The sequence below is a fragment of the Anaerolineales bacterium genome (genome assembly GCA_030583885.1).
Taxonomy (GTDB): Bacteria; Chloroflexota; Anaerolineae; order Anaerolineales; family Villigracilaceae; genus Villigracilis.
In genome coordinates this window covers 1,191,807-1,214,182 of sequence record CP129480.1, presented here as the reverse complement: position 1 = coordinate 1,214,182, position 22,376 = coordinate 1,191,807, and the positions used below count along the sequence as shown (strand labels likewise).

The following is a 22,376-nucleotide window of genomic DNA, read 5'->3' as shown; positions in this document are numbered from 1 at the left end:
ATGGTTTAGACATACACCACAATAATAAAGATCAGGATGATGATGACCGCAAAATAAATGCCGGGCTCTCCCAGGAAACGGGGGGGCATGTAGTTCATCATCCGCTCAATGATCTCAACAGTCGCGGGGTCTGTTGCACGGCTGATAACATTGCTGTATGGATAGTTTCCGGCATGGTTATAGTACAGGATGGTGCCTGCGATCAAATAACCATTCACGCCTCCCAGCACCGCGCCAAAAAGGCTGTCCTGTAAACGCTCACGCGCCGCCTTGGAAGCCAGCCGGGCAATGGACACGGTCTGGTATCCAAAATATACAAGCGAGATCAAAATGAGGCTGCGGATCCAAAACACGGAACTGCTGGTTTTATCCAAATCACGCACGAGAGGGATGTATCTCTCCAAAAGCAGATTGACTGCCAGCGCAGTAATCACGCTGAAGGCGACCAGCAATTCCTTTGCCCAGCCGCGCATCATGCCGATCACTGCAAAAAGGATGACGTACATCCAGAAGATGTAAACGATACTCATCATAGGCCTTGTTCTCCTGCCAGTTCAACCAACTGGCTGGCAATGACATCCGCCGCATTGGGATGGGATAAATGTTTCATCGCGGCTCGCATGGCTTCACGTTTATTCTCATTCATCAATATATCCTTGATCACAGGCAGAAGTTTATCCTCCAACAGCTCATCCTGCAAAATGACTGCCGCATTTTGCGCGGTGAGATAATCCGCATTGACTTTTTGATACCGCCACGCATGAGGATATGGCACAAGCACAGCCGGCAGACCGAAGAAGGGATATTCACCCAGTGTGGATGCACCTGCACGCGAGACCACCAGGTCCGCCGCCGCGAGCGCTGCCCCCATCTCATGCGAATAGGGCATGGCATGATAACGGGGCTTAAGCTGCGGCGCCAATCCCTTCATGCTCTTTTCGACAACCTGCCAATCCAATGAGCCTGTCAAATGAATGACTTGTGCGATTTCGAGCAGCTCATTCAGATGTTTCATGACGGTCATATTGAGCGAATGCGCACCCTTGCTTCCGCCAGTGACCAGCAGGACGGGCAGCCCGGGGTAAAGCCCAAGGTGTTTCATCCCTTTTTCGCGGGACCAGTTTGACAGGTCAACGCGAAGCGGATAGCCCGAGACGGCAAGTCTCTGCGAACGGGGAAAATATTTGTTCGAGTCATCAGCGGTCATAGTGACAACATCCGCAAAACGAGCCAGAAATTTGAGCGCAAGGCCCGGCTCGATGTCCGGTACATACAATACGGTTGGCACGCTGCGTCCCGCAAACGCCATGGGCGCGGCAACATATCCGCCGGTGAAGAAGAGCACATGCGGTTTGAACTCGCGCAGGATGCGGCGCGATTCAAAAACTCCGCGCGCGAGTTTGGCAATATTGCCGGGCAGTGCATGCAAGCCAACGCCATGTACGCCGGCAGCAGGAATGGAACGGTAGGAAATTCCCTCACGTTTCACGAGCTGCTCTTCCATGCCGCCTTCACCACCGACCCAGAGAACCTGCAGGGTCCGGTTACCGGCTTTCAACGCTTCGAGAACGGCGAGTGCGGGATACACCCCGCCGCCCGTTCCACCAGCGCAAATTAACAACCGCACTATACGACCTCCATTCTTCATCTGTGGTTGTCCCGTCACCGGCCTGACGGGAGATATTGAAAATAATACCCAGTGCAGCCAGCAAGGCAACCAGGTTGGACCCGCCCGCGCTGACGAAAGGCAGGGCATTGCCTGCAAACGGCATGAGACCGACCATGACCGCCATGTTGAGCAAAGCCTCAAAAGCGAGCCAGATCACCAGCCCCGAGGCAAGCAATGTACCAAGCATATCCGGCGCGCGGCGCGCAATAACCAACCCGCGCCAGACGACAAATCCGTACAAACAGATCAATGCAACCGAACCCAACCAGCCGAGTTCTTCAATGACCACCGCAAAAATGCTGTCCGTTGGCGGCACAGGCAGGCCCGTCACCTTGGATTGTGATTTCCCCAACCCCACCCCGAACCAGCCGCCATTTACAATGGCTTCAAAGGAACGGCGCACATGATAGGACGCGCCCAGGGGATCTTTAATGCCGGCAATAAAATCGTTCACACGCGTACTTCCCGTCAAACTAATGGAAGCGACCAGCCATGCAGCAATGGATGCGATCACAAGCAACACGCCGATCTGTTTCAGGTCACCGCCGGCGAGGAAGAAGAGCAGCCCGCCCAAAATCAAAACCGTCGCGGCGGCGCTCAGATCCGGTTGCTGGTAGATCAAACCGCCCACCACTCCGAGGATGACGCCCAATGGGATCAGCCCAAGGGAAATATCCTGCAAATACTGCCGTTTCGCATATAACCAGACGCTGATGTAAAGGATCGATACCAGCTTCGCCAATTCTGAAGGCTGGGCCGAGCCGTCGAACAAGGCGCGTTTTGCTCCAAAGCGGATCTCGTTCATCAACAGGATGGCGGTCAACAAAAGAACTGTAAATGCCATGGCAGGCACAACCAGCCTGCGCCAGTGGTGATAATCAAAGAAGGCCAGAACGACCGCAATCGCCAGCCCAAGCCCAAGCCAGGTCAACTGGCGGTGGAACATGAACATCGGGTCGTCGTATGCGGCCCGCGAGAAATCCCATGAGGCGGAATACAACATCACCAGGCCAAACACAAGCAGGGTGACAACACCGACCAGCAACGGCATGTCAAAGCCGCGTAAAAAGCCGGCTGGGTTGATCGGCGAATATGATCGTTCTTTCATGACAGTTCCAGCACCCATCTCTTAAAGGCCTCTCCTCGTTCTGCAAAATCCTTAAACTCATCGAAACTCGTCCCGCCTGGCGAAAGCAGGACGATGTCTCCGTCACTGGCAATTTCCGCGGCAATCTGCACAGCCTGCTTAAGTGTTTCTGCACGGTGGATATCCACGCTTCGCTCCCCGCCGCCGCCTGCCACCGTTTTCTGGATCATCTCCGCCGACTCGCCAAACACCACCAGATGATCCACACGTTCACAGATCAATTTTGCAATGTCATGCCACGGCAGGTCCTTGTCCCGTCCGCCAAGCATCAAGACAATCGGCTCATCAAAGGCATGGATCGCCGCCATGCTTCGCTCGGGCGCCGTGGCAATCGAGTCGTTGTACCAGCACACGCCGCGCAGCTCACGGACAAATTCCAACCGATGCGGCACGCCGCGAAATTCCTCTGCAGCTTCGAGCATATTATCCAGATTGAAGCCTGCGGCATGACCAATCGTAAACGCAGCAAGGACATTGCCTACATTATGGTCGCCGCGCAGCTGGATTTTCTCACGCAGCAACAAAGGCAGATAGGCGTTTCCATCGCGCAGGTTCAACAATCCATCATGCAGGTATGCGCCGTCCAGACCTTCATCCAGTTCATGCAGGCTGAAAGTAAACAGCCGGCCTTTTACCCTGTCGCGTAATTTCCATGCGCCCTTGTCATCGCAACCGAGCACCGCAATATCGTTCTCCGTTTGAAACTCCAGAATGCGCGCCTTGGCATTTGTATACGCCTCCAGCGTGCCATGGCGGTCGAGATGATTGGGCGTAATGTTCAAGATCACGGAAATATTCGGCGATTTGGTCATTTGCTCCAATTGAAAGGATGAAACCTCAAGGATGGCAAGGTCATCGGTTTTCATTTCGTCCACATAATTAATGAGCGGATCACCAATATTCCCACCAACATAGGCGGTTGAGGATTTATGGCCTGCAGTCTGGTCCAACTTTGCCATCTCACCCACCAGCATCGTCGTGGTTGTTTTACCGGCCGAGCCGGTGATGCCGATCGTTTTACACGGTGCAACTTCCATGAAAATCTGCGTGTCATTCGAAAGCGAAATCCCGCGTTTGACAGCTTCCTGCACGATGGGCAGGGTCAATGGCACACCGCCGGATAGACAGAGCACATCCGTATCATCCAGCAATTCCAGTGGATGCCCGCCAACTGCCCAGTCCACATTCGCGTCCGCCAGGGAGGCCCGGGCGAAGGCAAGTTCATCCGCATGGCGCGAGTCGCTCACGGTCACGTTTGAAGCGTGACGGGAGAGCCAGCGGGCAAGAGCCATTCCTTGTCTCGCCGCACCGAGGATAAGTACGTGTTTGCCGGTCCAGTCCGTCATCATCATCACACCTGGGATAAACCAATCCCGATCAGAGCCGCCATCAAACCAATAAGCCAGAAACGCTGCACAACCTGTGTTTCACTCCAGCCGAGCAACTCAAAATGCAAATGGATGGGCGCCATTTTGAAAAAACGCCTGCCTTTTGTCCATTTGAAGTAACCGATCTGAATCACCACGCTCAGCATTTCCGCCAACGGAATGATGCCGATGACCAGCAGCATCGGCCATTGACCGGTCATCAGCGCGATCACAGCCAGCACAGAGCCCAGGGAAAGTGAGCCTGTATCGCCCATGATGAGTTCGGCTGGGTGGACGTTGAACCACAAAAAGCCGAAGAGCGCGCCGACCAGAATAAAACAAAAACGCGCGAGATAAACCTGTTCCTGCATAAGCGCAATACCGCCAAATGCGGCGATGGCTGTAGCGGCGATCAAACCCGCCAGCCCATCGAGACCGTCTGTAAAATTGATCGCGTTCGATTCTGCGACAATGATAAAGGCGGCTATCGGCACATAGAACCAGCCGAGTTCGATCTGAAAGTAAAAGCCGGGGATGTATACATCCGGCACGTCAATAACGTATTTCAAGGCATAGGCCGTGATGAGGGCAAGAAGCACCTGGATCATAAATTTGGTGCGTGCCCGCATCCCGTCGCCGCGGCGCCTGCCATGAATGCCCTCCCAGTCGTCCACCGCACCAAGGATGGCATACGCGACCATGACCGCCAAGGGCAGCAGTACGGAACGCCCCACACCGCTTGTGGTCACGCCGATCAATGCCACTGCATTGAGCAGGCCGGTCAACAACAGCACCGGCAAAATAAACATCACGCCGCCCATTGTTGGCGTACCCATTTTGATGCGGTGCGAATCCGGCTCCTCCACGCGGATGATCTTGCCGATCTTAAAATGACGCAGGATGCGCAACAGCGGTCCGCCCCAAATGGCGGTCATCATGAAGGCAAGCCCGGCGAGGCTTAGGGATAGCGCGATCTGTCTCATGACCGCACCTCCAAGGAGGCGGTGATGCGGTCCATGCGCAGTCCATGAGAACCTTTGACCAGGGCGGTATCCTTCGCTGTCAGGTTTTTTTTCAGCCAGTCCACTATCGGTTCCGGTTTTTCGAACTCTAGAATCTGTGCGGGTTTCATACCCGCACGCCTTGCGGCATCTGCAATCATGTGAGCGCGGTCACCCAAGGTCAGCAAAACCTTTGCCACTTGTGCGGCGCGCATCCCCACGATCTCATGTCCCTGTCTTTCATAGGGACCCAGTTCCAGCATATCGCCAAGGACGGCGATCTTGCGCCCATCCATCTCATCCAGCAGGTTCAGTGCGGCAAGCATGGATTCCGGCGAAGCATTGTAGGTATCATCAAGGATCAATGCGCCGTTCCCGCTGCGCACAGCCACAAGACGCAATTGTGTGTGTCCGTGTGAAAGACCCTCAAAGATTTCCTGCCAGGTCAAGCCATCGTTCAAACCGACGGAGGCGGCGCGCAGGACGGTATGAACGGAGTGCCGCCCAATCATGGGAACGCGCGAATGCAGGGTCTCCTTTTTGTAATGTAACCGGAAACGGATGCCGTCAAGACCCAGCCCTTCAATCTGGTCTGCCCACAGGTCGGCTTCAGGTGAAAGCCCATAAAAGAAGACACGCGCTTTTGACTTCTCCTCCATTTTGCGGACCCAGGGATCGTCAAAGTTCAGGATGGCAACGCCATCGGATGGAAGGGATTGCACCAATTCACTCTTGCCGCGGGCAATCGCTTCCTGTGTACCGGCGCGTTCGGCGTGGACCGTACCGACGTTGGTCACCACCCCAATTTGGGGCAGTGCAATATCGCAAAGGAATTGGATTTCGCCGGGGACGTAAAATCCCATCTCCAGCACGGCGCGCTCATATCCTCTGCCGAGTTTCAGGATGGTGAGCGGCAAACCAATCTCATTGTTCAAATTGCCGGGGCTGCGCAGCGTGCGGTAGCGCGTGCCGAGCACCTGGGCAACCATTTCCTTTGTGGTGGATTTTCCAACGCTTCCGGTGATGCCGATGACGCGCAAATCCAATATGCGGCGCCAGAAGCGCGCGATCTGCTGCAGGGCGGAGAGGGTATTTTCCACACGCAGGCAGAGAGGCGCATCAAAGCTCCGGGTGTCATCTGACGATAGACCGCCTCGCAGATCGAGGGTCTGGAAGGAGGCGGGAACGTCTTTTTGAATTAAAGCAAAAGACGCCCCCCTCTTGAATGCATCTGGGATGAAGTCATGACCATCCATATTCTCACCGGGCATGGCCACAAAGAGCGAGCCGGGAATCACCTGGCGCGAGTCGACTGCCGCTTCGGTAATGACTGTGGCTGCGTTCGGGATGCGGACCGAGGTGAGGGCTTCGAGGGCGTCTGCGAGTGTTAGCATGTTATTTACTGGCCAGCTGCCGGCGAATGAAATCGGGGGGAATATCCAAAAGGATGACGGTTTTCTTGGCCATATCAGAAAAGACCGGGGCCGCAGTTTCGGAACCCCAGATGGACAGGGACGGCCGTTCCAGCCAGACGTAGATCATGAACTGCGGATCATCCACAGGACCCCAGCCGATGAATGAGACATTCGTTTGTGAGCTGTCATAAAACCCATTCACCGGGATTTCCGCTGTGCCGGTCTTGCCGGCAACCCGATAGCCAGGCACCAGCGCAAGCGAGGATTCCGATTCAAGGGAAATGGCGAGCATTTCGCTTAACGTAGCGGCCGTTTGTTCGGAGACGGGCGAACCGGCAAATTGCGCCGGGACCGTGTACTGGCGTCCATCGCGCACCATGGCATACAAGGCGTGGGGTGTCACCATGCGCCCGTTGTTCGCAATGGCGGAGGCGGCCGCCATGATCTGGATCGGTGTGGCGCTCACCCCCTGACCGAATGAATTGGTGCCGAGATCAACCGGATACCAGTCCGAATCGCCAGGGATCTTGAGCCTGCCGGCAGCCTCCCCGGCCAGGTCGACACCTGTGAGATGACCAAAACCAAAATCATCCATGTAGCTGTAAAAAGTTCCTGCACCCATTTTCACGGCAATGTTGACCATGCAAACGTTGAGCGAGTGCTGCAAACAACCGAGCATGTTCTGCACACCCCAGGGATTTCGATCCCAGTTCTGAATGGTAACGCCGCCAATTAACACAGAGCCGGTATCCAGATAGGTGGTACCCGGCGTAACCGTGGCGCTGTCCAATGCGGCAGCCATGGTGAGGATTTTCGTGACGGAACCCGGTTCATACGCCATGGATATGGCCGGGTTGAATTGGGTGGCGTTGGTATAGACCGAGCCGTAGTTCCAGAATTGATTCAAGTTCATGCGGCGGGCGGCGGCGATGGCAAGCAGTTCCCCATTGCGCGGGTCCATCACAACAATGGTGCCATCCAGTGCGCCGTATTCAACCAGCGCTTGATCCAGTATCTGTTCGGCAGCAGCTTGCAGGTCACGGTTGATGGTCAGGATAAGCGTTGTGCCATCCGGCACACGCGGGATTTCGAAAGCCTTGTTCGGGTCTGTGGGCACAACCACCTGCACGGCATTGCCGGCCAGCAACGTATCATATTTTTCTTCAATGCCAAAGTAACCGCGCCCTTCGCGGCTGACAAAACCGATGATATTCGCGGCAAGGGAATTTTCAGGATAGCTGCGCTGTGGGTGGGACTTAAACTGCAGCCCGGTCAAACCTCCATACGTGCCTTGTGGGGCGCGCTCCTGAAGGGCTTTTTTCAATTCCTGAAGATTCAAGACCGGCTGCGCCTCAATGTAATCCGCAATGACAAGATATGAAATTCCCTCCGGCGGGTTTTGGATCACACCCAGCATTTTGTCATAGTCCATGCCAAGTTCCGTGCTGACCGCGAACGCAATCGCATGAGGATCCTTCACGATGTTCAAATCCACACCGATCTCATACACGGTCTGATTGCCGGCCAGCAAACGTCCATTGCGGTCATAGATCTCGCCGCGGTTGGGATGGAAGGTGCGCAGTTCATAGGCATAGTTCTTTGCCTGCTGGCGGAACGCATCCGCCTCCGGGCTGTTTTGAATGCGGGTCATTTGTACAATAATGGCAAGCGCAATCAGCCCCATTGCACCGACCAGGACCAGGATGCGGCGTGCGTATTGTTGTCTCATTGCATTCCCCGTGAAGATAAAATCTTTTCGTCCATCCAGTCGAGCAGGGACTGGGTGTACTCCCGTGGAAGGACCGGCGCACTCCATTGCGGGGTTATGACCGAAGCCAGATTGATCGGCTCGGGCGCGGAATAGCCGGGGACGATCAGGTATTCCACCTCCTCGTGCTGCATCGGACGGAAGCCAAGCGCGTGCGCGCGGCGCTGCATGACGCTGACCGAGGTCAGTGAGGCAAGTTGCGTTTGCAGATCACTGCTGACCTGCTGGCTGAAGGTGATCGAATAATTCAGTTCCTGGATCTCGCGCCCGGCAATCGAGGTGCGCGAGGTAATATTAAGATAAAGTGCCGCGACCATTGCAGATGCAACCACCAACAGCAATGCGTTGCCGATCCACTGGCGCTGTACGCGCCAGGGAGCGACCTTGTATGCATGGATGTAGTGATGGACATTCGGTATGTTCATAATTTCTCGACGACTCTTAACTTTGCACTGCGCGCCCTCGGGTTTTCCTTTACTTCCTCATCCGAGGGTACGATCGGTCTTTTGTTGACCAGCTTCAAAACTGCCCTGTGTTCCTCTTCATAAACTCTCTCGTAGGGCGGATTGATGAGATCCCTGCCCTGCGCCCGGAAATATTCCTTGACGATGCGGTCCTCCAGCGAATGGAAGGAGATCACCGCGCATCGCCCCCCGGACCGCAACCCTGCCACTGCCTGCGGAAGTGTTTTCTCCACTGCAGCCAATTCGTCATTGACGGCGATGCGCAGGGCCTGAAAGGTCTGCGTGGCGGGGTGGATGCGGTCCCCTCTGCGGGGGGATGCTTTTTCGATGACGGCGACCAGCTCGCGGGTCGTGTGAAGCGGCCGGTTCATGACGATCGCTTTTGCGATTCTCCTTGAGTCTCTATCTTCGCCGTAGCGGAAGATGATGTCAGCCAGTTCCTGCTGGTCAAAGGTGTTGACGATCTCCTCCGCGCTCATCGCCGCATGGGGGCCAAAGCGCATGTCGAGCGGACCGTCCTGCATGAAGGAGAAGCCGCGTTCGGTATTATCGAACTGCATGGATGACGCGCCCAGGTCGAGAAGGATCCCGTCCACCGCGTCCCAGTTTGCGACGGCAAGTTGTTCCCTGAGCGTCATGTAGGAGGCTTGCACGAGACGAACGCGCCCCTCATAAGGAGCCAAGGTCTCACGAGCAAGCGCCAGCGCCTGCGGGTCCACATCGAGACCCAGCAGATGCCCGTCCGGCGTGCAAGCCTCCAGGATGCCGCGGGCGTGACCGCCCGCGCCCAAAGTGCCATCCACATAACGCCCGCCCCTGCGGGGTTGCAGAGCGTGTATAATCTCTTGGTAAAGTACAGGTTTGTGTTGCATCATGTTCATACGGGCAGACTCTGCCACTGGCGACAAAGCCTCACCGTTACGTATGCTTCGAAAGATCCAACGTGGAGAAGCGGGCGTTGTTGGCTTCGGTATCCTGCAAGAGAGCCGTCTGTTCGTTCCACATGGCAGGAGTCCATACTTCAAAGTACCCGCCCTGCCCTGCCACGATCAGTTCTCCGCTCGTTCCGTTCACAACTCCGAGGAAGGCGCGCAGGTTTTGCGGCATGAGAATGCGCCCGACCTTGTCCACCTCGACCGGATACGCATTCGAGAGGATCAAACGGCGCAGGAGACGGGCGGTCGGATCGGCCAGGTTCATGGACTCGAGGCGCTCATACACCTGTTTGAAATAGGCCTCGTTCATTACCATCAGGCATTTGTCGAAGCCTTGTGTAATGAAGGCGCCGCCTTCCAACAACTCACGGAAGCGCGCCGGGATCATCAGGCGGCCCTTGTCATCGAGGTTGTGTTGGAAGTGACCTAAGAACATTTGTGCTACTTATCCTTTTAATACGACGAACGCCGGGCATCCGGCGTCCTTCCACTTTCTACCACTTCTTCCCACATTATACGGGATTAAGGGAAAAAAGCAAGGAGCCTATTAATATTGTTAACTTTTTCCCACATTAAAACTGGTCATTAATGTCATTCCTCCCCTTTTCCCTGCTTGAATCCGCTCACTGGACAGATTATGAGTTGCTTGACTCAGGTGACGGCTTGAAACTCGAGCGTTTCGGAAAATATATCTTTGTGCGCCCCGAATCCCAGGCAATCTGGAAGCGCGCACTGCCGGCCTCGGAATGGGAGAATGCCCATGCCGTGTTTCAACCTACAGGCGAGGAAAGCGGCGGTCATTGGGAGTTCAGGAAGAAAGTCGATGAGAAATGGATAATGAAGTATGGGGACTTAACGTTCTGGGCAATGACGACGCCGGGCCGGCATCTCGGTGTTTTTCCCGAAGTCGCCTCGCATTGGGACTTTATGGCTGATTCCATCCGAAGGACAGATACACGCCCCAACATTCTCAACCTGTTTGGCTACACCGGCCTGGCCTCTCTCGCAGCGGCGGCGGCTGGCGCAGGCGTTACCCACGTGGACGCCTCAAAAAAATCGGTCAGCTGGGCGCGTGAGAATCAGGAACTCTGCGGCCTGGGCGATAAGCCCATCCGTTGGATCGTGGAGGACGCCGTGAAATACGTTCAGCGCGAAGCGAAGCGCGGCGTGAAGTACGACGGCATCATTCTCGATCCTCCCAAGTTCGGGCGCGGACCGAAAGGCGAAGTATGGGAAGTGTACAAGTCCCTGCCGAATTTACTGGAAACCTGCCGGCGGTGTTTGAGTGAGCATCCCCTCTTTGTGATCGTTACGATCTATGCGGTACGCGCCTCCGCCATTCATGTGGCGCAGGCGCTGGACGAAATGATGAAAAAATACAGGGGCGATATTGACAGCGGCGAGCTGGTGACGCGCGAAACAAGCGCAAACCGCCTGCTTTCACAGGCGGTCTATGCGAGGTGGTCGGGATAACATTCCCTCTTCAACAGGTCGTCGGTCACCTGATCGAGCCGCTGGTTTACAGCGAGTAATTTGAGTGCAGGACAGCGCTCTGCGGGAGGCTCTCCCGAAGGACCTTGGAACGATATGCACAGGGTCGGTAAAAAATTCCGAGGCGAGGAGCCTCGGAATTTTTCATACCGCAGCTAACCGCTGCTGCTTGAACTGCTGCTGCTGCCCCCACCAGTGCTGGTACTGCTGCTGGTACTTGTGGCAGGCGTTGCGATTTTTTTCAACAGGTCATACCAGAAGGACGATCCTTGAGATACTGCCGCCATCGTCAAACCCAGTCCCAATACTTTTAAAGCCACGAACAAGGCCCAGCCTGCCGCATCCGTAGTTGCAGCGGGAAGTTCCGTCCGCCACCAGCCAAACTTAAGGGTCAAGTCGCTTAATTCCTGAAGCAGATCGTCAATGGGGATCTCCACCCCCTCCTGCTGAACCGCCATCTCCGCCTTTGCCACGGCAAGCGTGCGCAATTCCGCATTCGTCCATAACGCCTGCGCAAGCTGGATGCTGTCGACACCCAGGAGCAGGGTAATCAAAATGGATAACATGATCACAAAACTGCGCGCATTCGAACGGAAGGTCGCCGCGGCCTGCTCCAGCATACCTGAGAAATAGGCGGTTGTACGCTTGCGCAGGTCCTCCATATTGGTCACGCCCTGATTGATCCATCGAATGAAGGCCTGTTTGCCATCCGACTCGGGCAATTTATCGACCAGTTCCGCCAATTGCAGCAAACTCAATTCCTTGTTTGCCGTCAATCCGGCGATGTCAAAATACGCATCCACCAGCGTTGCAACGGGGATCTTTTCAACCATTTTGGGTTCCGTTGCCGAATTCAGCACACTGAGAAAGTTTTTATAGCGGATGGGGCGGAGCGCCTGTACCTGTGGAAGTCTCACCAGGTCGCCGACCGTTTTATCGCCCACGATCTTGATCAAATATTTCTCGAGCGCCTTGCCGCGTGTCTCCAACGACTCATTGATCCATTGCGTGATCAGGGAAACAATGGAGCCGAGGACATAGTAAATAAAGATCAAACCGATGACGACTTCGAGAATCTGGGGAATGGACATACGAACTTCTCCTTTTTTACTGCTTTAATGTTTGTGTTTTTCCAGTTCTGCGAGCCAGTCCAGCGGTTTTTCCCAGCGGAGACGCTCACGTACACCGGAGTGGTTTTTTTCTGGTCTTTCCCATTTCGGTCCCGGCGGACCCGATTCATCGTTCAGCAAGCTTCTTACGCCCCACAATCCCTTATATTGTACCCATTTCAGCTTGGAATTCAATAGCACACAGCGCCATTCCCTTACTGCAGGATGGGTCGTCCTGCGCTCAGACATGACATCCTTTAGAAACCGGCTCGACCTCAAAAACATCTCCCGGATATTGCCATCCCGAAACCCGATCCGAAACCCATCCCCCGAAGCGATCTCCATCGGCAGGCTGACCACATAATGGTCCATTTCATCGCGCATCTCATCGAAGGCATCCTCCGTAAAAAGGTTGACATCTTTGGCATGAAGTTCGTCCAGCGCGATCTGGCGCGCCTTTTGATCCGGGTTGGTCAATAAGAACAGATAGTGCACCAACCCGTCAAGCCAAAAAAGGAAGCGCTGCAGCCTGCCCGTTTTGTACATGCTTGGCGAGCGGATCACATCCGGCCTGCTGTAATTGGCGTGCGACCCAAGCGCCGCATAGACAATGGGATGCGTGGTCTCGTTCCCTTGTTTATCCACCGCCTTCACGGTTGTCGCCCATTTTTCAAGATTCCCTGCGCCGTGCTGGGAGAGCAGGAGCGCATACGGCACATCATTCTTGAGATAGACCGCCACCATCTCCCAATCCCCTTCGTGATGGTTCATGCCGTTGGCGGCCAGCCGCCAGTCATTGAAGGCATAGAAAAAATGATATTGCAGGATGGTCCAGTTGTTGTTCCCCCCATCCCGCTCGCGCAGGACACGCCCGTAGTAAACAGGGTGGGGATGCTTCTCCAATATCTCTGCATACTGGAAATAGGATTCGCGCGCGATCTTTTCCGTGGCCTGCGAAAGCATATCCATGATCAGGCCGGGTCCCTCGGGCAAAATCCGTTCGAGGATAAATTTCAAGGTGCGGATCGAAAGATAAAACAGAAACAATAAATAGAGCGGAAATAAAATAAAATATTCCACCTCCAGGCTGATGGTTCTGCCTGAATACAGGAAAAACCAGATCGGCGCAATACCGAGCAAAAAAAAGAAGATCACAACGAGTACGGCGGGGATGGTTCGCAATCGAATTGGCGATGCAAGCATAAAGAGCACCAGGGCCGCACTAAGGGATGCGCCAATCGCAAACTCAACACCTGCCCATCCCATCATGAACCACCCCGCCATAATGCCGATCAGGGAGATGCCCCCCCACCAAATCCACACGTCAAAGGCAGTGAGCGCTTTGTTCACAAAGCGCAGAAAATACTGCTCGCTCTCCAGGTTGCCGATCTTATCGATCAGCGGCTCGTTCAAATGTGAAAATAACTCGGCCGCCCCATGGGGCCCGCTTGGAAAGATCGAGCACGCTTCCAGATACGGCTCGACGGCCATTGGAAAAAACCGCTCGCTTTTCGCAAAGCGCAGGACAGGTTCATATTTCCTGAGCAGTTCAAGATCGGTCACATTGCCTCTGTTATGGTATAACAACGACCATGGATATTCAAATCCTCCGTCGATCCTTCTCCGCCCATTTTAACGCCAAACCGGTTTTTATCGCACGCGCACCGGGACGGGTAAACCTGATCGGCGAACATACGGACTACAACGACGGCTTTGTCCTGCCAATGGCAATCGACCGAGCCGTCTGGCTCGCATTTCGGCCTCGAAGGGATAAGACCGTACGCCTCTTTTCCCTGGACCTTCAAGTTGAATCAGCCTTCGAGTTGGATTCCCTTACAAAGGGCAAGGGCTGGATCGAATACGCCAAAGGGATTGCATATGAACTCATGAAAGCCGGCCATGAATTAAACGGGTTTGAGGCCGTGATGACAGGCAACGTCCCTCGCGGCGCAGGGCTTTCCTCCTCGGCGGCAGTGGAACTGTCGATTGCCCGCGCGTTTGCGGCGGTCTCGGACATGGAGTGGGATGCCGTAAACATGGCGAAACTCGCGCAAAAAGCCGAGAACGAATGGGTCGGGGTCCATTGCGGGATCATGGATCAAATGGCAAGTGCGGCATGCAGGGAAGGGCATGCTTTATTCCTGGATTGCCGCTCGCTGGAAATCCAACATGCTCCCCTGCCAGCGCGGGTTTCCATCATCATACTTGACACCTCCACAAGACGGGGGTTGGTGGAGTCTGCCTACAACCAGAGACGCAGTCAATGCGAGGAAGCGGCACGCTGGTTTGGCGTAAAAGCCCTGCGCGATGTGAGTGCAGGCGAATTTGCAGAAAAAACGAAAAGGAAGGGGAAATTAAGCGAGGTTGTACTCAAGCGCGCCAGGCATATCATCACAGAAAATGCGCGGGTGCTCGAAGCCCTCGATGCAATGAGAGATGGAAATGTGAAACGCCTGGGGGCACTATTCAACGCCAGTCACGTCAGTCTGCGCGATGATTTCGAAGTCACCAATGATGCACTGAACATCATGGTTGAATGTGCACAGGAACAAGCCGGTTGTTACGGCGCACGCATGACAGGCGCAGGGTTCGGCGGCTGCGCAGTTGCATTGGTTGAACAGGAAAATGTTCGGGAGTTTGAAACCGCTGTTTCAGGGGCGTACAGGCAAAGGTCGGGGCTGGAAGCAGGTGCGTACGTATGCAAGGCAAGCGATGGAGCAGGCCTTCTTTAAGAAAAGAAAAACGGGACGCAACGTTGCGTCCCGTTATATATTTGTTTGTTAGCTATATGCCATCTGTTCGACTTCCAGCATGCGTTTGCGGCGCTGGCGTTTGATGATCTTCTCCGCGGCAATGCGCGTCTGGCGTTTTTGCGCATTGCGGATGATCAAATTCATGAAGCGGGTATGGTCCGTCGTCGGGTCGTTGAGAAGCGAAAAGTCGGCGGAACCAGGCTCATGCGGCGGATAGAAGATGCCGCAATTCGGGTTGATCTCAAGCATGTGGACCACCCCATCCGCGTCCATGCGATAATCACAGCGCGCATACCCATTACCGCCCAGTTCCTTAAAGACACGCATGGTTTGTTCGCGCAGGGTCTTGTCAACCCGCGGGTCATTGACCACCGCCACAGACATCTTTTCGTATTCGACCCATTTCATATCATAATGCTTGAAGGATTCGCCGTCAGGGAAAATGAACTCAACGGGAGTGAAGGTAAGCGGTTTTTTGGGGTTATCGGGATTCTCCGCGATGAGACAGGTGAACTCGCGTCCCTCGATGAACTCTTCGATCAACGCACGACCAAACTCGTCGATCTCAAATTTCAACTGTTCGCGCAACTGATCCAGCGTTTCAACCCGCGAACTGCGGCGGATGCCAACACTTGCATAGCCGTGCGGCGGCTTGACCAGCATGGGGAATTTCAAGCGCCTGGCAACCTTCTCGACATCCTCGACGCGGTTGACAAAGATCCAGTTCGGTGTGGGGACGGATACGCGGCGCGCGGCATTCTTCATTTCATCGCGGGTGGGATCAAAGAATTTTGAATCCGCACCCGAGAAGGCGGCATTGTATTTTTCCAGCGCATTGACGAGCGCAATGCCCGAAAGCGCGTCATCGGGGGTGCCGTCGCACAAATTGATGAATGTATCGACCCCCTCTTCGATGAGTTGTTTTATTTGCAGTTCAACGCTTGTTGGTTGAACCATGTGCTGCTTCCATCGGTACCCGTTCATATACGGCGATGGATCGTACGGCAAATCATTTTCATCCGGCAGACTTGTCAATACGCAAATATACATGTTGTTTCCTCTGTGTGTTGTTCGCTTGAGATGAAAACCTGTTATCGATACGGCAACAATCAATCATCTTTTATCGATCTTACCTGTCATTCATCACATCATAATGATTAAATAACCATAACTATACATTTATTGTATACAACTATTGATTTATGTAAAGGTTTTTGAGCATACAATTATCTTAAAATATTATAAGCAAAAAAGCCTTTATTTTGACGTTGGAAACAATAAATCTTTAAGGTTTTTAACGTTTTTAAGGTCTTTAAGATTCAAGGGACGGGTATTCAACCCGTCCCTGCAGGCAGAGGGATATCCTTTTTCTTTATACCAGCTGTCTATTCATGGAATTGCGGCAGATGCTTCTTGTACGTCATCAAATAGTCATCGAGGATCAGCCTTGCAGTTTCCATATCCGTCACAATAGGATCGAGCAACAAACAGTGCAATGCCTTTTCGTAACCGCCTTCCACGGCAGAGTCAACGCACAATTGGGCAACGGTCAATTCACGGCGGCATAATTCTGCAATCGGTTCCGGCAGATCACCGATATGCACGGGATGAATCCCCGCCCCATCGACATGGACGGGGGTTTCAACGATTGCGCCAAAAGGCAGATTGGATATTTGACCGACATTGGGCAGATTCGCAGCAAGATGGTAATGACTGCCGCCAAGCGCAATAGTTTCGATCATTTCCAGTGCGCCCTCGGAATCAGTTTCCAGCAGGCTATCTATTGTCATTTTGCCGTTTGCCATTTCATTTAACCTGTCGAGGCTGAAATCGCGCAAGCCAGCCATCAATTCCCAGTCGTACAAGCGGATATTGAACTTCTCCCACGGCCTGGTGACGGGGTCGCTCATCCAGGGGAGGTATTCGCAAAGATGGGTATCGCCGGGGACGGGGAACCAGCCAAAGTCATGAAAGACGCGGTGCGTCAGCGGTTCAAACGATTCATCGAGTTCGAAGAAGCGTCTCCGCAACAGGGGATATAAATCCTCGCCTGTGCGTTTATCGTGAATGGAAACGATCCATGTAAAGTGATTCGTGCCGGCGGCGCGGATGTCCACGAGCGGGACGGTCTGATGCACGACTTGTTGTTGAAGCGGATGCTGCATCACATCTGCATGCATGCCTTCAAGACCTTCAGGGAGTTGGATGCCGAGGTCATTGGCAAGCGCCACGCCGACCATGCCATAGCCGACATAGATCTGATGACATAGACCCACGACTTTTATTTTGCTGTAACGATGGACAAGATCGCAGATGCGCACCATTGGATTTGTAAAATTTATGAACCATGCAGCAGGGCAGGCCTGCTCCATGTCGCGGACAATTTCCAGCACGGGCTTGACATTGCGTGCCGCATGGATGAAACCGCCGGGTCCTCCGTTTTCGCCGTAGGGTTGGCGCACGCCATATTTGATGGGGATTTCAAAATCGGATTTCCACAATTCCTCGCGCGGACCGACTTCAATGGCAGAGACGACAAAATTCGTTCCATCAAGCGCATCCTTATGATGCGCATGCGCGGTGATGGTGAATTTGGAATCCCATTCTTTATTCAAACGATTTGCAAGGCGGTGGACAATGTCGAGACTTTGCACGTTGCGGTCCACAAGGCGCAGGGTGGAGCCTCTTAATTTTTTGGAGCGAAGCAATGCAGAGAGGGTATTCTCTCCGAAGGATGCGCTGCCTGCGCCGATGACGGTAATGGTGGGCATGTGTGTCTCCTTGATATGTGAGTGCATTTTCAGCCTTCCAGGCTTGCTCACAATGAAATGATTTAAAAATCAAACCACGCTGGATATCTCCAACGTGGTTATTTTACTGCGATAATGCAGACCGACTCACCTGGTTAGTATATCCACATCCACACTCATGCCGCTTAACACACCTTCGGGGTTTTCATTAAAGACAATGGTCACCTTGTAAACGACATCGCCGCCAAGTGTATTTGCCATGGGCGAGATGCTCGTGACTGTGCCTTCAAACTGCTGATTCAATGCACCTATCCTGATAATGGCTTCATCTCCGTTCTTCACGTCCGCGATCTGGCGCTCGCCAAGGTCAGTGGTCTCGACCTGGAAGCGCTCCGTATCCATGACAACGACTATCGTCTGCCCGGGGGAGGCAAACTCGCCAGCCCGTATATGAATGGCAGCAATGGCACCGGAGAAAGGTGCCACCAAACGGGTATGATCGAGCCTGTCCTGCGTGGCTTTGAGATTATCTTTTGCCTGTTGCAGCTGCGTTAGTTGAGGGCCTGTAGCCTCAGGTGGCACCGGTTCTCCCTTTAATGCAGAGAGATACCAACCCGCCTCTTCAAACATGGCTCGGGCGGCATCGAGGTTGGCACGCACAATCGCGGCATCCGTTTCCGTCGGCTTTCCGGTATACCAGTCATATTCAGCCTGCAATTTCCTCACTTGAAATTCTGCAGCGTTTAGGGCATTCAACGCCCTGGCCTTTGCGCTGCTGCCGTCAGGCAGGTTGGCTACCTGACGATACGCATCCGAGGCAAGCGTCAGCCGTTCTTTTGCCACGGCAAGGTCGGATTTGACCTCGTCAAGTTTGGTTTTCGAGGCGCGCGGATAGTCCAGCGCATAGACCTTGTTCTGCGCATCCTCCATATCTTTCTGCGCGGCTGCAACCGCCCGCTCCGCAGCGGCAACGGAGGCCGGAGAGGTCAATTCCCTCAGCACACGCCTCGCCTGCTCGACGTCCAATTGGGCGAGGGTGTTATCCAATTCGATCAACATGGTTCCAGCTTGAACCTTGTCACCGACAGATACATGTACGGTTTTTACATTACCGCCCACGATAAACGCCAGGTGAGCCTCCTGGGCGGGCACAACCACGCCGGAAGCAGTGACACTTCCACGGGGGACGGGAGCTGCATCACCCGCACTGATATCATCCAGCATGATCGTGGGGATGGGAGTCGGTGTCGAGGACGAACTGCAAGCAGACAGTCCAAGTGCCAGAATGGTGAAAACCCAGACAATTTTATTCATTCGTTGCTCTCCAGCACTTATTTTTTGGTTGCCTTGCCGTCTTTTGTGATCAGACCATCCTGCAGGGTGACCACGCGTGTTGCATATTTGATCACGCGGGGATCATGCGTGGCAAAGACAAATGTGGTGCCGGTCTCTTTATTGAGTTTCTTCATGATCTCCATGACCTGCTCGCCGTTTTCGGTATCAAGATTGGCGGTGGGTTCGTCAGCGAGAATCATTTTGGGATTTGTAGCAAGCGCCCGGGCAACCGCGACGCGTTGTTGTTGTCCGCCACTTAACTGGTCGGGGCGGTGATGTTCGCGGTCGTTCATATCGACGGCATCCAGCAATTCCATCACACGCTGTCTGCGTTCGGCGGGAGCCTTGCCGTTCAAGAGCAGCGGCATTTCGACGTTTTCGTAAGCGGTCAGCGTTGGGATGAGGGCGAAGAATTGGAACACAAACCCAATCGTCCCTTTGCGAAGATCCGCGCGCTGGTTGCGGTTCAGGTTGGTGGTTTCCATCCCGTTGATGATCACACTGCCGGAGGTCGGCTGATCAAGACACCCAATAAGTTGCAGGAGAGTGGTCTTGCCGGAACCGGAAGGGCCAACCAGGGATGTGAATTCCCCATCCTTGATGCTCATGCTGACGCCATTTAAGGCGCGGGTTTCCACTTCACCGATTTTGTAAATACGGGTGACATCGGTTAATTTTGCGACTTCCATGATATTTCTCCTTTATTGTGCGCTGTGCAGGGCTTCGACCGGCTCCATGCGGGAAGCCATCCGCGCGGGGTAGAGCGAAGCAAGTACGGTAATAATGAATGCCGTGACGATCAGGTTGATGGCAGATTCAAGCGTCAGAATGGGATAGATGCGGTCTTCCAAAAGCATTTCTCCACTAATGCCGAGATCGCCAAAGAACACGCCGACTTTGGCAAGATACGCCGAAACCGCCCAACCCACCAGCGACCCGAACGTAATTCCTGCTGTGCCCAATAACGTGGCTTCGACAAGGAACAGGGTGATGATCTGACTGCCCTTCATGCCGATGGCGGAAAGGATGCCGATCTCGCGTGTGCGTTCAAACACAGACATGAGCAATGTATTGACGATTACGGTGGCGGTCACGCCCAGCACGATCAAGTTGATGACCGTGAGATAGGCGTTCGAAAAATCGTTGACCAGCACAAGCAGCTGATTCATCTCCGTCCATGTGCGGATGCGATAGTTCTGTCCCTGAATGGCTGCGGCAACAGCATCCGCCTGTTCACGATCATTGAGCATGACGAAGATGTAACTGGCACGTTCCATGGCGCCCGAGAATACCTGCGCCTTGGCAAGCGGCAGGAACACGATGCCCTTGTCATACGCCGACGTGCCTGTGGTAAAAATTCCGCGTATGGTGAACGGCTGTTCATCCACAATCCCATCGGATGTGTTGACCAGCAGTTGCAGTGAGTCGCCGACCTGCAGCCCAAGACTCTCCGCCAGCGGCAAGCCGATGAGAATGCCGGATCGATCCTCTGCAGCCAGGAATTCACCCGCTACCAGGGTTCGATATGGGTCATTCGCCGGGGAGGCCGGGTCAATGCCCATGATCTGGACTCCGGCCGATTCGTCCCGTACCGAGACGATCCCGCTTGTGACCAGCCGCGGCGTTGCGGCTTTGACCTGTTCCAACGCTTCGATCTTCGCCGCGGATTGACTCGGGTTCTCGATCAGATACTCCCATGCAACGCTGAGCTTATCGGGGTCATAGGATGCATTCGTGACCTGCAGATGCCCCGTATTTAAGCGCAGGGTGGTCTCCATGGAGCCGCGCATCTCGCCTTCGAAGAACGCGGCAATGAACATCAACAGGGCTGTGCCCAAGCCGAGCGCCAATGCGGATAGAACAGAGCGGCGGCGATGCCTGCCCAGGTTGCGATATGCCATTTTGAGATAATTCATCATGTTGGTGCTCCTACACGTAATGCAGTGCCTCAGCCGGTTCACGGCGTGACGCTTCAATTGCCGGGTACAACGCTGCCAGCGCAGAAATGATCGCAACCGTCAGCGCGTGTTGAAGCACCTTCATCGGGACGAGTTGAGTATAGATGCTTCCACTGATCAACGCGGTATATTCGGTCAAGTCGGCGAACTGGCTGTAATCAAAGCCGACCACGCTAAAGATGCCATTGAAAACCGTCCCCAACACCGCACCCAGGACGGCACCCATCAAACCGATCAGGATTCCTTCCAGGAGGAACAGGATGGTAATCTCGCGCGGTTTGAGACCCAGCGCGCCAACAATGCCAATCTCACGTGTGCGTTCAAAGACCGCCATCATCAACAGGTTGAGAATTCCGATGGCGACAATGCCGATCATGAACACACCGAACACACCCATCACGCCGGTTTTCATATCCATCGTCTGTTTCAGGTCGGGGATGCCCGTCTCCCAGCTTTCCACTTCATACCCAGGCACAGTCTTATTGATGGCGGTGATCACGCTTGCTTCCTGACCGATCTGTTTCAGCGAAACGACCACTTCGGTCGCCTGCCCGTTTAAACCGTACAGTTGTTGTGCTTCCGCAAGCGACATGTAGATCATGCCTTTTTCCACCGACGGTACACCCACATCGTAGATGCCGACAACCGTCATGGTGCGTTGACGCGATTGTTCGTTCTTCGAGTTGCCGACCAGTGTGATGCGGTCACCCACTTTCACGTCCATCGCAGTTGCCAATCCCTGCCCAATGACGATCATATCGCCGTCATCCGCGTTGAGATAGCGTCCCTCTGTGATCGTTTCCGACACAGGCGTGATCCTGGATTCCTTCTCCACTTCCACGCCGATGATCGAGACCGCAAACGCACCTTCGCGGTTGGTCACCATTCCGCCGGTGACGATGCGCTTCGAAGCCACCACAACATCGGGATGCGCTTCCGCCGCATTCACAACGGCATCTGGGTCGGCCAGCGGGAGCAGGGGTTTCCGCCCGGCTTTTTCACCGTACCCCGGCGCATGGACCTGTATATTGCCGCCCAATAACTGGATGGCATTTCCATAGATCGCCTGCTCGAAACCGCCGATCAATCCATCGTAGAACACCAGCAGAGACATGGTGATGCCCATACCGATGGCGATCAGGAATGTTCTGCGGCGTTGTCTCCACACGTTGCGCCATGCAAGGCGCAGAAATAAATTCATGGCAAATTCCTTT

20 protein-coding genes are annotated in these 22,376 nt (G+C 54.3%); 2 read left to right on the top strand and 18 right to left on the bottom strand.

The features are described from left to right. Positions 1 to 5: 5 nt before the first annotated feature. Genes QY332_06070 through mraZ form a run of 10 tightly spaced genes read right to left on the bottom strand, consistent with a single transcriptional unit; the run spans position 6 to position 10,202 of the window. On the bottom strand, positions 6 to 533 hold the full coding sequence (locus QY332_06070; protein WKZ37497.1) for a CvpA family protein: 528 nt from the start codon (positions 531 to 533) through the stop codon (positions 6 to 8). Beyond that, positions 530 to 1,627, bottom strand: coding sequence for an undecaprenyldiphospho-muramoylpentapeptide beta-N-acetylglucosaminyltransferase (gene murG / locus QY332_06065; protein ID WKZ37496.1), 1,098 nt, complete (start codon positions 1,625 to 1,627; stop codon positions 530 to 532). The genes QY332_06070 and murG overlap by 4 nt, the downstream gene beginning before the upstream one ends. Further along, on the bottom strand, positions 1,545 to 2,777 hold the full coding sequence (locus QY332_06060; GenBank protein WKZ37495.1) for a putative peptidoglycan glycosyltransferase FtsW: 1,233 nt from the start codon (positions 2,775 to 2,777) through the stop codon (positions 1,545 to 1,547). Before QY332_06060 ends, murG begins: the two co-directional genes overlap by 83 nt. After that, entirely contained in the window at positions 2,774 to 4,168 is a 1,395-nt protein-coding gene (gene murD, locus QY332_06055; protein WKZ37494.1) for a UDP-N-acetylmuramoyl-L-alanine--D-glutamate ligase, read from the bottom strand. The genes QY332_06060 and murD overlap by 4 nt, the downstream gene beginning before the upstream one ends. Beyond that, positions 4,168 to 5,166 carry a phospho-N-acetylmuramoyl-pentapeptide-transferase gene (gene mraY / locus QY332_06050; protein ID WKZ37493.1) on the bottom strand — a complete coding sequence of 333 codons (999 nt, stop codon included), beginning with the start codon at positions 5,164 to 5,166 and terminating at the stop codon, positions 4,168 to 4,170. Before mraY ends, murD begins: the two co-directional genes overlap by 1 nt. Further along, complete coding sequence (gene murF / locus QY332_06045) at positions 5,163 to 6,578, bottom strand: UDP-N-acetylmuramoyl-tripeptide--D-alanyl-D-alanine ligase (protein ID WKZ37492.1); 1,416 nt, start codon at positions 6,576 to 6,578, stop codon at positions 5,163 to 5,165. Before murF ends, mraY begins: the two co-directional genes overlap by 4 nt. Position 6,579: 1 nt before the next feature. Beyond that, positions 6,580 to 8,328, bottom strand: coding sequence for a penicillin-binding protein 2 (locus QY332_06040; protein ID WKZ37491.1), 1,749 nt, complete (start codon positions 8,326 to 8,328; stop codon positions 6,580 to 6,582). Beyond that, entirely contained in the window at positions 8,325 to 8,792 is a 468-nt protein-coding gene (locus tag QY332_06035) for a hypothetical protein (protein WKZ37490.1), read from the bottom strand. The genes QY332_06040 and QY332_06035 overlap by 4 nt, the downstream gene beginning before the upstream one ends. Continuing rightward, the gene (gene rsmH, locus QY332_06030) at positions 8,789 to 9,712 is read right to left on the bottom strand and encodes a 16S rRNA (cytosine(1402)-N(4))-methyltransferase RsmH (GenBank protein WKZ37489.1); all 924 of its coding nucleotides are present in this window, start codon (positions 9,710 to 9,712) and stop codon (positions 8,789 to 8,791) included. Before rsmH ends, QY332_06035 begins: the two co-directional genes overlap by 4 nt. Before the next feature lie 37 nt (positions 9,713 to 9,749). Beyond that, positions 9,750 to 10,202, bottom strand: a complete 453-nt coding sequence (gene mraZ, locus QY332_06025) for a division/cell wall cluster transcriptional repressor MraZ (GenBank protein ID WKZ37488.1) — start codon at positions 10,200 to 10,202, stop codon at positions 9,750 to 9,752. Positions 10,203 to 10,354: 152 nt separating this feature from the next. Here mraZ and QY332_06020 point away from each other — a divergent pair, with 152 nt between their 5' ends. Beyond that, complete coding sequence (locus QY332_06020; protein WKZ37487.1) at positions 10,355 to 11,239, top strand: class I SAM-dependent methyltransferase; 885 nt, start codon at positions 10,355 to 10,357, stop codon at positions 11,237 to 11,239. A 173-nt stretch (positions 11,240 to 11,412) separates the two neighbouring features. Here QY332_06020 and QY332_06015 read toward each other — a convergent pair whose 3' ends face one another. Both QY332_06015 and QY332_06010 read right to left on the bottom strand, forming a co-directional pair. After that, positions 11,413 to 12,348, bottom strand: coding sequence for a hypothetical protein (locus QY332_06015; GenBank protein ID WKZ37486.1), 936 nt, complete (start codon positions 12,346 to 12,348; stop codon positions 11,413 to 11,415). 24 nt (positions 12,349 to 12,372) lie between these two features. After that, positions 12,373 to 13,929, bottom strand: a complete 1,557-nt coding sequence (locus QY332_06010) for a hypothetical protein (protein ID WKZ37485.1) — start codon at positions 13,927 to 13,929, stop codon at positions 12,373 to 12,375. A 29-nt stretch (positions 13,930 to 13,958) separates the two neighbouring features. Between QY332_06010 and QY332_06005 the strand changes: the two genes are divergently transcribed. Continuing rightward, positions 13,959 to 15,098: a galactokinase gene (locus QY332_06005; GenBank protein WKZ37484.1), complete on the top strand. Its 1,140-nt coding sequence runs from the start codon at positions 13,959 to 13,961 to the stop codon at positions 15,096 to 15,098. A gap of 48 nt (positions 15,099 to 15,146) precedes the next feature. Here QY332_06005 and QY332_06000 read toward each other — a convergent pair whose 3' ends face one another. From QY332_06000 to QY332_05975, 6 genes are all read right to left on the bottom strand, one after another. Then, entirely contained in the window at positions 15,147 to 16,169 is a 1,023-nt protein-coding gene (locus QY332_06000; GenBank protein WKZ37483.1) for an ATP-grasp domain-containing protein, read from the bottom strand. A 335-nt stretch (positions 16,170 to 16,504) separates the two neighbouring features. Next, entirely contained in the window at positions 16,505 to 17,890 is a 1,386-nt protein-coding gene (locus QY332_05995) for a hypothetical protein (protein WKZ37482.1), read from the bottom strand. Between the two features lie 126 nt (positions 17,891 to 18,016). After that, positions 18,017 to 19,183, bottom strand: coding sequence for an efflux RND transporter periplasmic adaptor subunit (locus QY332_05990; protein WKZ37481.1), 1,167 nt, complete (start codon positions 19,181 to 19,183; stop codon positions 18,017 to 18,019). 17 nt (positions 19,184 to 19,200) lie between these two features. Beyond that, positions 19,201 to 19,893 carry an ABC transporter ATP-binding protein gene (locus QY332_05985; protein ID WKZ37480.1) on the bottom strand — a complete coding sequence of 231 codons (693 nt, stop codon included), beginning with the start codon at positions 19,891 to 19,893 and terminating at the stop codon, positions 19,201 to 19,203. 12 nt (positions 19,894 to 19,905) lie between these two features. Continuing rightward, positions 19,906 to 21,123: an ABC transporter permease gene (locus QY332_05980; GenBank protein WKZ37479.1), complete on the bottom strand. Its 1,218-nt coding sequence runs from the start codon at positions 21,121 to 21,123 to the stop codon at positions 19,906 to 19,908. Positions 21,124 to 21,133: 10 nt separating this feature from the next. After that, on the bottom strand, positions 21,134 to 22,363 hold the full coding sequence (locus QY332_05975) for an FtsX-like permease family protein (protein WKZ37478.1): 1,230 nt from the start codon (positions 22,361 to 22,363) through the stop codon (positions 21,134 to 21,136). Positions 22,364 to 22,376: the final 13 nt, after the last annotated feature.